The following is an 11,021-nucleotide window of genomic DNA, read 5'->3' on the forward strand; positions in this document are numbered from 1 at the left end:
ATTGATTCCGTTTGTAATCCAACTGATTGCAAGCTGGGTTTTGTTGCGATCGCCCGAAATCCAAGCGTTCTTATCTTCTTAGCGCGCAGAACAGTCAAGATAGTCATCTCATCGTTTCATTACTGATTGAGTGTAGAGATACAAAATCGTGTGTCTCAGATTTTTACACATTCATACCAAGTGACTCACCAAACTAGGGTACTCCTTTTGGTTCAATCTTGTGCTGCGTCGATGTCACCATTTTGAGGATGTAGTAAGTAATGCGAAATCGACTAGTTCTAGCAGCGATCGGGCTGTGTGTTGCCTTAGGGGTATTGATCAACCGCCCGCTCGTGCTGGCACAATCTGCTAGCGTTGCGATCGGGTCAGGAGGTGCTGTTGCCACGGTTGATGCTCGCGCCACGCAGATTGGCGTTGATATCTTAAAAGCAGGCGGCAATGCGATCGATGCGGCGGTTGCTGCCGCTGCTACTTTGGGCGTTGTGGAACCGTTCTCAGCCGGAATTGGCGGCGGTGGGTTCATGGTGATTTACCGCAAAACCGACGATCAGGTAATTACGATCGATGGACGTGAACAGGCTCCAGCTTCCACCAGCGTCGAGATGTTCAACGATCCCGCCACTGGAGAGCTGCTGCCGTTTTCGCCCAATCGTATTAGCAGCGGACTGGCGGTTGGCGTACCGGGAACGCTGCTGACCTGGACAGAAGCGCTGAACCGCTACGGCACCGTTTCACTCGCGCAGGCACTCGCCCCAGCGATCGCCCTGGCAGAAGAAGGCTTTTCCGTGGACGCCACGTTTGCCAGCCAGATTCAAGAGAATCAAGCTCGATTTGCAGCCTTCAGCTCGACTCGCGATCTGTATTTGCCTGCTGGTGCGCCGCCCGCTGTTGGCTCGATTTCTAAAAATCCCGACCTGGCTAAAACCTATCGGCTTGTTGCCCAGAATCCGAACGTATTTTATCGCGGTGAAATTGGCGAGGCGATCGTTCAAACCGTGCAGCATCCACCAACCGTCGAAAATCCGCCGTTTGCGGTTTTGCCGGGAAACATGACGATGGCTGATTTGGACGATTACGATTTGCACGTGCGAACCCCAGTTGCGATTGACTATCGCGGCTATCAGCTTTACGGCATGGGTTTACCGAGCAGCGGCAGCATCACGGGTGGACAAGCCTTAAAGCTCCTGGAAGGCTTTGACCTCGCCAGCCTCGATCGTCCGCAAGCGCTCAATAAGCTGATCGAAGCAGAACGGATTGCTTTTGCCGATCGCGCTGCTTTCTTGGGCGATCCGGAGTTTGTAGATGCTCCGATTGCTGGATTGCTCAGCCGCGAGTATGCCGACCTGCGACGGACAGAAGTGGGCGATCGAGCGATGGCAGGAGGTCGTGATGCCAAAGCGACTGCCGGAAATCCGCTGCCGTTCCAATCTGATCCTAGTCCTAGCTTGACCGGGATCGCCGCTGCCCAGATTAGTGACCACGAAGGCTTATCGACTACCCATCTGACTGTTGCCGATCGACTCGGCAATGTGGTTTCTTACACGCTGACAATCGAGGCGACAGGTGGCAGCGGCATCGTCGTTCCGGGCTACGGCTTCATCCTCAACAATGAGCTTACCGACTTCGACCCGACGCGCCCTCATCCCAATGCGCCCGAACCCCAAAAGCGCCCACGCAGCAGTATGGCACCAACGATTGCTTTTGCCCCGGATGGCACTGTCATCGCCTTTGGCTCTCCGGGCGGCTCCACGATCATCACGACCGTTTTGGGGATTGCCACGCATCTAATCGAGTTCAAACTGCCGATCGATCAGGCGATCGCCGCTCCACGCATTTCCCAGCGCAACGGCGGCGTGACGCAAGTTGATAGCGGGTTTGAAGCAACTGAACTGGGTCAGGCGCTTTCTGCCTTGGGTCACGTCCTCGAACCTGTACCAGAAATCGGTGCAGCAACAGGAGTTGTGATTCGACCCGATCGCACAATGACAGCAGCAGCAGAGCCGAGTCGGCGCGGCGGCGGCGCGGCAATGACGGTGCGATCGTGAGTGCACCTGCTTGTCATGCTTAAAGTGTGAATGAGCAAGCGAAGACCCTTAATCAAGACTAGAGTACAATCTCTTCAAGTAAATCTGAAGTTTAGAGAGAGGATTGACTCAACCAACTTAATCATCGAAGAAACAGTTGATCAGATTTTGGCGAATTGTAATTTAGTCATGCGAAACTCGAACGCTGTTAACAAATCATCAATGAGCTGGAGAACGTCGCTGGCATTTGTCGTGCTGGCAACCCTGTTCATGATGCTTGTCGGTTGGTTGATTTCAAATAGATTGCTGCCAATTCGCCAAACAATTGAACACAGTGAGGCTGGACTGAAGTTTATCCAAGTATGGATGCAGCTTGCGATCGCGATCGGACTGGTGCTGCCAACCATTGCATTCATTGCTTGGTTTAAACGTCCTAAAATACGAAAGATCTTCGGTTCCTATTTGCTGCTTCTTGTGATTCAAATTGCCACTGAACAAATCGTCAGTGAGGTTTGGTTATCGAGTTTAGTGGTGGTCATTGGTACACTCTATACTGCATTTCGAGTGTGGCAACTTTGGCAGGGTTTGCAAATGATTAAAACAACTCAAAAACGATCGCGGTACCGATTAGTCAGTAGTGTATTGTGGCTACTGCTGTTGTTTTGGTCAAGCAACCTCATCGTATTGTTCGCGATCGCTTGGCCCAGCGTTTTGTAATCTCACATTCTGTGAATGAGCAAAAGATTTGGGCTCTTCCCAGCTTTTGGTATAGTTTGAATCTTCGCTCGAACAAGTTCCGAAGTTTTCTCACAGGCAGCCCAATATGCTTGGTCAGGAGAAGGTATCTATGTCCTGAAATTATTGGTTCTTGTTGCGACCATCGTAGTAGACATAGATTGAATGAGGGAACTTTATGAAGCGGGTTGTGCAGAGAATGTCAAACCTCTGCTGCAACCCGCTTCCAACGCTTATCTTCCTCCTTTGGCGTGAGCAAGAGTTGCAACAAGGCAAGCTCATCAAAGTGCGGGGCTTTCCCAAAGACAAGAAGGTCAAACTGCTGGAGGGTCACTGTTTCTACCAATAGGACGGAGTTTGTCGCCACCAACGACTTATCTCAAGCTTCAACGGATGCTGTACAAGATGTGTCTGGGGTTCGCTGGAAGATTGAGGAGTTTCACCGCGAGTTGAAGCAACTCACTGGAGTCGAAGCTTTGTCAGTGCCGCAAAGCTCGGATTCAACTCAATCATATTGCTTGTGCCCTGCTTGTTTGGACTCGCCTCAAAACGATCGCCTACCAAAGCGGCAAGACCGTTTATCAGATCAAGCATGGGATGCTGTCAAACTACTTAATTGAGCAACTCAAGCACCCATCCGTTCGTAATGTCTCTTGCGTAAGTCCTGTCTAGGGTCAATTGTGGCTGCAACGGGCAGTTTTGACGCGGCTATCCTGAGTCCCGTCGCAGGGGCATGGTTGGCATCAGTTGTGATATTTGTGCTGGCGTGGATAATTCGATATTGACCAACGCGATACAACTCAATGGAATATGGAAGGAGGATAGCTGTAAAGCCATGCTTGAAAGTCATCCTGACTCATCTGGGAAGGGTTCATCATTTTAACGAAAGTAGTTTCACTATCCGGTCGATAGGAGTCATGACCCCGGACGGCACTGCGATTGTAGATGACTTCTGTACGAGGAACGCGACTGTTTTCATACGCATTAAGTGCCGTTTCGATGTCTGGTGCAGTAGAAAGATACTCCGCCAGTTCGTAGGCGTCCTCAAACGCCATATTTGCGCCTTGTCCGAGCGAGGGTACAACCGGATGAGCCGCATCTCCCAAGAGTGTGACTCTGCCTTTGCTCCAGTGTGGTAGGGGCAGTCGATCCCAAATGGGACGCTCCACAATGTCCTCCTCAGGCGTTGCTTCGATAATTGCTTCTACAGGCTCTGTCCACCCTGCAAAAAACTCCAGAACCCGTGCCTTAGCATCGCTTGCCTGTTGACAAACAGAATCGTCTGCCAATAGCACACCTGCACTCCAAAAGGTGTAACCTTCACCGACATCAATCAGCACGATATTTTTTCCATCCGATGCTGTCACTAAGGTAGCGATGTTAGGAGACAATTGCTCGTGAGGATATTGGATGACAGCACGCCAAGACATTCGCCCTGCATAAGTCGGAGTTCCATCCCCAATAAGCTCCTGCCTGACAACAGAATTGATCCCATCTGCCCCAATCAGTAAATCTGCCTGGACTGTTTTTCCATTGGCAAAATGAACTTCAACCTTGTTGTCCTGCTGCTCAAAGCCAACACAGTGATGTTGGAGATGAATGATTTCGGGCGGTAGTGTTGATGCAAGAATGGCTTGCAGCTTTGACCACTGAATATTTAACATCGGCTGCCCATATTGCTGCATGGTTGTCATCGGTTCTGACGCAATCACCTCTCCAGTGCTACGTTTCAACGTAAGCGTGTGCGTTGGGCTGCCTGCACTCATTATTGACTCAACTATTGCCGGTTGAATCGCATTGAGGCTATTCAAACCATTTGGGGTCAAGCTTAAACCTGCACCAATCGGTCGCAAAGCTTGTGCTCGTTCGTAGACTTGCACCTTGAATCCCTTCTTGAACAGCGCATTTGCAGTTGCCAAACCGCCAATTCCGCCGCCAATAATTGCAATATCCATTGGTCTACCTCTGCCAATATTTATCAAAGCCTGCTTAAACCCTGTCCGATTGGTTGTGTCACAAACAATGACTGCGAGATCCCCAACCCCAGAGTGCAATGTTCATAAGTATAGGAATGAATTAGTTGACAGGGTTCAGAATTTGTTCGGACGAAGGGTCTGAAATTGTTCGCAAAGGTTGGTTTGATTGTTGCACTCCGTTACCTAGTATTGTTTGATGAATAATTACATATGGCAGTTTTTACTTGAATAAAATAGGATTTACGCAAGGGGAATTTGAACGGACAGGTGCTTGAGTTGCTCAATTAAGTAGTCCGAGAGCATTCCATGCTTAATCTGATAAATCGTTCTGCCGCTTTGATAAGCGACCATCTTGAGACGGCTCCAAACGAGCAAGGCACAAGCAATATGATTGCGTTGAATGCGAGCTTTGCGACATTGACAAGCTTCGACTCCAGTTAACTGCTTCAGTTCATGATGAAACTCCTTAATCTTCCAACGGATACCACACGCATCTTGTACGGCATCGGTTGACGCTTGAGATAAGTCGTTTAGCACGTAAGCATTCTCAGACGTTTGAAGCAGGGGTTCCGCGTTGTTCACAGCAATCGAGGGGTCAACTTCTCCCCGCGCAAGTAGCGATTAATCCGGTCGTGGCTAATCCCTTGCAGATGAGTAGCTAATTTTGTAACCGTGTAGTTAACCGGACTACTCAGCAGATATTGACAGTAGTCGAGTTTGGTGAAGCTCATTTCTTCAGTCTAAATTGCTGCTGCGTAAGTTCTGATGCTATTAACTAGCAGACGGTCAGTGCAGCAGATCTATTAAGCGGAACGAGCATAGCAATGGAAAGAGAGTTAGGTGCCTTTGAACATTTATATTGGCTGTACAACCAGTTTTGTCCGCTGGATTTTGCCACCGTTGCCAAACTAGAGGGGCAATTTAGCGTCAATCAACTCAGGGCAGCGCTCCAGCAAGTTCAGCAGCGTCACCCGATGCTCCGAGTTCGCATCGAGACTGACGCGATGGGATATCCCAAATTTGTTGAAACCGATGCCGAAATTCCGATGCGACAGGTTGCAAGAGCAGAGGATCAGCAGTGGCAACAAGAAGTCGCAGGCGAACTGTCCCGCTCATTAGACTGGCAGACTGAGCCTCTACTTCGGGTCGTGCTACTGCAATCGGAGACTGAATCGGAACTGATAATCGTTTGCCATCACACGATCGCTGATGGACTATCGGCTGTCTATATAACGCGAGATATTATTCAAGGGTTGGCTGGCAAACAATTTGAACGAACAGACCTATCTGCGGCAGTCTCGCTCGAATCCGCGCTTCTGGGCAGCGAACCCTATCCAGATAAGATCCTGAAGCCGACAGATTATCTTCCCCCCCAGTCTCGCTGTTCTCCCCCCCACATTCGCCCCGTTGTCTTCTCAACTGAACTCACCCAGCATCTGATCCAACGCAGTCGAACTGAACAGACAACGGCACATGGTGCGATCAGCGCTGCATTTTTGCTTGCACTCGCCCCGCAATTTGCGAATCCAATCCGATGTCTCCATCCAGTGAATGTGCGATCGCAGCTATCTTTACCGATGCCTGATGGCGTTGGGATTTACTTCTGCTTTTGTGTGACCTCTCATTCTCTTCAGGAAGGTTCTAAGTTTTGGGATATTGCGCGATCAGTGAAGTCTCAACTTTCTCAAATTGATATTGCCCAGCAACTGATTGAGGAACGCCAACTTCGACAGCCTATAGTAGCGCATCTTACCAATGCCGCTGCCTATATTGCAGACCTGCGATCGCAATATCCCTCTCATCTAACGGTCACCAATCTGGGTCGCGTTGATATGGCTCAACAGTACGGCAACGTTCGGATTACAGCGCTCCATGCCCCGGTTGCCATGCCCGGTGTGGACGGAGGGTTGACCCTTGGTGTCGTGACCTTGGGCGATCGTCTCGCCCTCACACTTATCTCTACATCTCGAATGGAGGGATGCGAGCGAGCGGCGACTGCCTTGTTATCCAAAGGCGTGAAGCATTTAGAACAGGCAGTGGAGTAGCCTCGAGTCATTCAACTCGCGCTCAAATTCCCTGCAAAATTCCTGCATCAGCGCATTCCAAACGCACCCACTTAACCGGTAGTGTTCTAGACCTGTGAAAATGATCAAACGATTCGACCAAACTCATTGTGATTGAAGATCAACTGGATATGAAATTCAACCAAATTTGAGCAGGAGAATTTTGACTAATGATACTTACGTTTGGATCAAGATCGCCGCCTGTTTTGTAGACATAATCGAAAGCACCTTGATCGCCCAGCAGATGCGCTCGCAAGAATAACCCGCTCCAACGCCCGATCGTGCCGTTTGCCGTTGCTTGATCAAGCGTGGGACGGTTCGGCTCAAGCATCGGATTGTCCGTATTGGCAATGCTATAGTGATTTGCCCCTTCAATTGCAATTAGCGCTTTCGGCGCATCTTGAATCTTGACATAAGTGGATGCCACTTCACCAAAATCATTGATGCTGTCGAGCGTTCCTGCAATCAGTCCGGTGGGAATATCTTGATTATCGATCGTTGGAAATGTACCACTATTGGCTGCTGTCTGGAAGCTGGTGCCGTAGAAAATGCCTGCTTTGAGTTCAGGCGGTCGAGTATAGTCACTGGTCGAGGCAGACCGAATAATATTTTGAATGGCGGCTAATCCCACAAAGCCACCAAACCCGTCTCCCAAAAGTCCTAAATTTGTAGTATCAGCAATTTCAAAGATCGGTGAAGCAGTATCAGCATCTTCCAGTTTTATTTGATCCAGCACGTCATTTACTTGCTGTTCCTCTGCCAAAAGCCCGGAAAGAGGTTGTCCATCCATTAAGGTTAGGGTTCGTTCATTGTTTGGAACAACCACAACAAACCCATAGCGTGCAACTTCTTTTGCATAGTTAGAGTAGTCTGCTTTATCGGTGAAAGCTTCTTGCAGCATCAGTGCGATCGGCAATTGATCGGGAGTTGAGTTTGGCAATACTGGGTAGTAAATATCCGCCGGATCACCATCAGCAGTAATCGTAGTCGTGTAACGCTTCACTTGGTCATAAATCGGATCAGGGCTAAAGGGGGTTTCCCGCTTTAACCGCAACACCTCCCCTTGTCCAGCAATAAAGCCTTTGTTAGAAATGTAAATATCGCCATTAGAATCGAGTGCTAGACCCGTGGGATTGATGAGTTCATCAGTTGCGATCGTAGTACGAGTTTTTCCATCTGGAGAGACATAGATCAGCGAACCTGCATCGCTTCCGCTCAAAATGCCATCTGCATCATATTCGAGGACATACAAACCACCAGATTGATCAAAAGCGAGATCTGCGATATTCGTAAACCCACCTGCATAGACTTCCGGTTCGCCTTCCGCATTGAGCCGATACACTTGTGCCGTTCCGGTTTGAAACGGAAATCCAGTTAATTCTCCAACATAGAACGCGCTATCTGGACCTTCGGTAATCGAGGTGGGAACAGACTGCCATACAACAGATTCACCTGTGAGTGGGTTCATCGTCGTCCGAGGTGGAAAGACGGCTTCTAAATTCAGGTCGCCACCAAAGGCTCGCTGAAGCAGATCATTCGCACCCGCATCTAAGACATAGGCAGTATTGTCCTTAATCAGCAAGTCATAAAGATTGGTAGTGACATCTTGCTTGTCAGGGTTGTTATTTTGTTCATAAGCACCAAAATCTCGGAGTCTTGTCCAGGAAGAACCTCCGTCAAAACGATCGATCGCGATCAACTGGCTAAAATCAGGGACTTGAAGATTGTCTCGATTGGCTGGATTGCTTGCAAGACCAATGATCGCATAAGCATTGCCATCCTTATCAAACTCAATGTCACTGACACCTGCTGCATCTCCTCCATCAGGTAATGCCAGCGATGGCAGTCCCGTAACAACTCGTTCTGCAACCCCGTTTTGAATTCGGGTAATCGCGCCTGTTGCGCCATAAGACAACAATGCGCCGGGTTGACTTGGAGACGGAATACTCGCCCCGGTTCCTCCTCGTCCTGCTTCGGCAACGTAAAGTGCGCCATCTGGACCAAAGCTCAGCTTACGAGGACTATCTAACCGATTTGCTAGTATTTCAATTGAAATTGAGGCTAGGGTTGCTTTCAACACAGTAAGGCTCCGATAGACAAGCACTCTTAACTGTATCGATTCCAACTTCTGACGAGTTCGTGACTTCATCGGATAAGAGGTCGAACATTATTCGGAAAAAGTTCGCTTCAGTTCCCAAATACTTTCTATGGGCTTGATGTTAGCAGCGGATACTGTTGTACGTCTTCATAAGAAATGGCGTGTCCTTCAAATTCGTGGCGCGTAATTGCAGTTCTTCCTCTTCAGGACACCACCTCTGCTTCCGGAAGACACGCGCGCAGCTTCTCAAGCAGCTCAGGAGGGATCTTGGTGGGACATGGTCTGGGTGCTGATGCACACCATATCGATCTTTGCGGAGACTGCGGTACTACCCGATTCGTGAAACTGAACCTCTTGGAGCAAAACCAGCCCAGCCCGACCAAGCGAGAGTGGACTGGTGCAGACAACGAGTTGATCGTCTAGGCGCGCTGGCACCTTGTAGGAGATCTCTACGTGCCGGACGATGAAGCCGACCTGCTGCTCTTCAGAGAGCCGCCGTTGCTCAAAGCCCAGCTCACTCAGCCACTCGCTGCGGCCACGCTCCATGTAGCGCAGATAGTTCGCGTAGTAGACGACACCACCGGCGTCCGTGTCTTCAAAATAAATCTTGAGGCGATGGCGAGAGAGCTTGTCTTCCATGGTGTTCATCGTTGGGGTGGTGGATCGTTTGTTCTCATTCGAGAGCTAACGTTGAAGTGGCTCAGTTGTCTCTGAAGCCTACTTAACTCTCCAAAGTTGGATTGTAGAGAACAACATTCTCCTGCTCGTTTGCATCGTTGCGTGCAACTAGTGCATAAGCTGATTCAGTTTCACTGAGATTATAGGGTTGGTGTGGAACGCCTGGAGGGATAAAAATGAAATCACCCGCTTCGTTAACAACTGATTGCTTGAGTCTTTGACCATAGCGGGTTTCTACACGACCCTTAATTAGATAAATTGCGGTTTCATAATCACGGTGAAAATGGGGCTCGGCAGACCCACCTGGAGGAATAATCACCAAATTCATAGAAATTGCCTTTGCACCGGTTGTGGCATTAGAAATACCCACAAAATATGGCAAGCGTTGGCGGGTCAGAGTTTCAGTATCAGGGCGTAGAGTTACAATCTCTGTGGAATTAGTATCAGATGAGCCAGAGGTGTAGGAATGATTAGAGCACGGATCCCCTTGCAACGCCATAGAAATATCCCTCTCTTATAAACCGCAATTGAATTGATGGAAATCAACCCCAGTTTCAATGTAGCTTGCAGGCTAACGGTCGCAATCACCGGACACAGACAAACTTTGCAACTCAGCCAACTATATCAGGACGTGTCAGGTGCAGCGTGGCTATTCGCCTGTGTTTCTGACAACTGGCTGTCCTGTTCCAATCACTGTTTCAATAATGTTGGCAGCTTGTTGTACTCTACCAGAGTTCTGAATCGCAGATTGTAAACGCAATGCCTGAACCTTATAGGAATTCTGGATCAACACTTTGTGAATTACTGATTGCAAGCTAGCAGCAGTTAAGCGGGCGATAGGTAGTAACTCTCCCGCCCCCGCCCAAACAATTCGAGCAGCAACTCCAGGCTGATCATTTGAAATTGGAATTGCGACCATTGGCACTCCATAAGTGAGTGACTCTAGAACTGTGTTTAGGCCTGCATGAGTGATTGTGAGAGCAGCTCTTTTAAGCACCTCCAACTGCGGTGCATAGCTGACAACAAGAGGATTTCCCGTTAAGGTTGACACTGCTTCCAACGGCATCCCCCCTCCTAGCGAGATCACCAACTGCACATCTAATCCGACACAAGCAGCGGCGATCGCTTCAAATACTGATAGGAGACGATTTTGAATTGTTCCCATCGAAGCATAGATTAGGGGCTGCCCAGTTAACTGCTCCCAAGGAAAGGGCGTGATATTTCTTCCAATCGCACTATGGTAGGGACCAGTGAAATGAAAGTGTGGTGGTAAGTTTCTGCGAGGAAACTCAAACTCAGATGGCTGCTGGCTAAGTTGAGCCAGTTTGGAATATATATCATTTGGGTGGGTATGAGGAGGTAAATTCCACCTTTGCCGATACTCAGCCGTTAACTGTCTAATCGGCTTTATTAATCGATTATCTAAGGAATAACCAACTCGATTCCG

Annotated in this window: 10 protein-coding genes and 1 pseudogene; 4 read left to right on the top strand and 7 right to left on the bottom strand. The window is 49.1% G+C overall.

Translation table 11 applies throughout. The annotated features are described in order from the left end of the window. Positions 1 to 260 precede the first annotated feature (260 nt). From ggt to H6F93_RS34025, 3 genes and pseudogenes are all read left to right on the top strand, one after another. Positions 261 to 2,045, top strand: coding sequence for a gamma-glutamyltransferase (ggt, locus tag H6F93_RS11940; protein ID WP_190680963.1), 1,785 nt, complete (start codon positions 261 to 263; stop codon positions 2,043 to 2,045). Between the two features lie 201 nt (positions 2,046 to 2,246). Continuing rightward, positions 2,247 to 2,741 carry a hypothetical protein gene (locus H6F93_RS11945; protein WP_190680965.1) on the top strand — a complete coding sequence of 165 codons (495 nt, stop codon included), beginning with the start codon at positions 2,247 to 2,249 and terminating at the stop codon, positions 2,739 to 2,741. A gap of 259 nt (positions 2,742 to 3,000) precedes the next feature. Further along, positions 3,001 to 3,431, top strand: a pseudogene (locus H6F93_RS34025) (transposase); the annotation flags it as partial. Positions 3,432 to 3,559: 128 nt separating this feature from the next. On the opposite strand, the gene H6F93_RS11955 reads toward H6F93_RS34025, so the two are convergent. The 3 genes from H6F93_RS11955 to H6F93_RS35770 all read right to left on the bottom strand — a co-directional run bounded on the left by H6F93_RS11955 (position 3,560) and on the right by H6F93_RS35770 (position 5,466). Continuing rightward, positions 3,560 to 4,714 carry an FAD-dependent monooxygenase gene (locus H6F93_RS11955; RefSeq protein WP_190680970.1) on the bottom strand — a complete coding sequence of 385 codons (1,155 nt, stop codon included), beginning with the start codon at positions 4,712 to 4,714 and terminating at the stop codon, positions 3,560 to 3,562. Positions 4,715 to 4,975: 261 nt separating this feature from the next. After that, positions 4,976 to 5,317 carry a hypothetical protein gene (locus H6F93_RS11960; protein ID WP_524537934.1) on the bottom strand — a complete coding sequence of 114 codons (342 nt, stop codon included), beginning with the start codon at positions 5,315 to 5,317 and terminating at the stop codon, positions 4,976 to 4,978. Next, positions 5,314 to 5,466: a hypothetical protein gene (locus H6F93_RS35770; RefSeq protein ID WP_524537935.1), complete on the bottom strand. Its 153-nt coding sequence runs from the start codon at positions 5,464 to 5,466 to the stop codon at positions 5,314 to 5,316. Before H6F93_RS35770 ends, H6F93_RS11960 begins: the two co-directional genes overlap by 4 nt. Before the next feature lie 93 nt (positions 5,467 to 5,559). Between H6F93_RS35770 and H6F93_RS11965 the strand changes: the two genes are divergently transcribed. Further along, positions 5,560 to 6,780, top strand: coding sequence for a condensation domain-containing protein (locus H6F93_RS11965; RefSeq protein WP_190680972.1), 1,221 nt, complete (start codon positions 5,560 to 5,562; stop codon positions 6,778 to 6,780). 139 nt (positions 6,781 to 6,919) lie between these two features. On the opposite strand, the gene H6F93_RS11970 is transcribed toward H6F93_RS11965, so the two are convergent. From H6F93_RS11970 to H6F93_RS11985, 4 genes are all read right to left on the bottom strand, one after another. Next, positions 6,920 to 8,878, bottom strand: a complete 1,959-nt coding sequence (locus H6F93_RS11970; RefSeq protein WP_199313657.1) for a ScyD/ScyE family protein — start codon at positions 8,876 to 8,878, stop codon at positions 6,920 to 6,922. A gap of 273 nt (positions 8,879 to 9,151) precedes the next feature. Then, positions 9,152 to 9,544 (bottom strand): YbgC/FadM family acyl-CoA thioesterase, encoded by a 393-nt coding sequence (locus tag H6F93_RS11975; protein WP_199313658.1) that lies wholly within the window; start codon positions 9,542 to 9,544, stop codon positions 9,152 to 9,154. A 73-nt stretch (positions 9,545 to 9,617) separates the two neighbouring features. Then, entirely contained in the window at positions 9,618 to 10,073 is a 456-nt protein-coding gene (locus H6F93_RS11980) for a cupin domain-containing protein (protein ID WP_190680976.1), read from the bottom strand. 150 nt (positions 10,074 to 10,223) lie between these two features. Next, on the bottom strand, positions 10,224 to 11,021 hold a 798-nt coding region (locus H6F93_RS11985), incomplete at its 5' end, for a glycosyltransferase (protein ID WP_277882843.1).

This window comes from Leptolyngbya sp. FACHB-671 (assembly GCF_014695745.1).
Taxonomy (GTDB): domain Bacteria; phylum Cyanobacteriota; class Cyanobacteriia; order Elainellales; family Elainellaceae; genus JAAUTN01.

Excerpts from the sequence above, each read along its gene's own strand:
- H6F93_RS35770 (WP_524537935.1), bottom strand. The coding sequence starts at position 5,466 with ATGAGCTTCACCAAACTCGACTACTGTCAATATCTGCTGAGTAGTCCG.
- H6F93_RS11965 (WP_190680972.1), top strand. The coding sequence starts at position 5,560 with ATGGAAAGAGAGTTAGGTGCCTTTGAACATTTATATTGGCTGTACAAC.
- H6F93_RS11955 (WP_190680970.1), bottom strand. The coding sequence starts at position 4,714 with ATGGATATTGCAATTATTGGCGGCGGAATTGGCGGTTTGGCAACTGCA.
- H6F93_RS11975 (WP_199313658.1), bottom strand. The coding sequence starts at position 9,544 with ATGAACACCATGGAAGACAAGCTCTCTCGCCATCGCCTCAAGATTTAT.
- H6F93_RS11945 (WP_190680965.1), top strand. The coding sequence starts at position 2,247 with ATGAGCTGGAGAACGTCGCTGGCATTTGTCGTGCTGGCAACCCTGTTC.
- ggt (WP_190680963.1), top strand. The coding sequence starts at position 261 with ATGCGAAATCGACTAGTTCTAGCAGCGATCGGGCTGTGTGTTGCCTTA.
- H6F93_RS11980 (WP_190680976.1), bottom strand. The coding sequence starts at position 10,073 with ATGGCGTTGCAAGGGGATCCGTGCTCTAATCATTCCTACACCTCTGGC.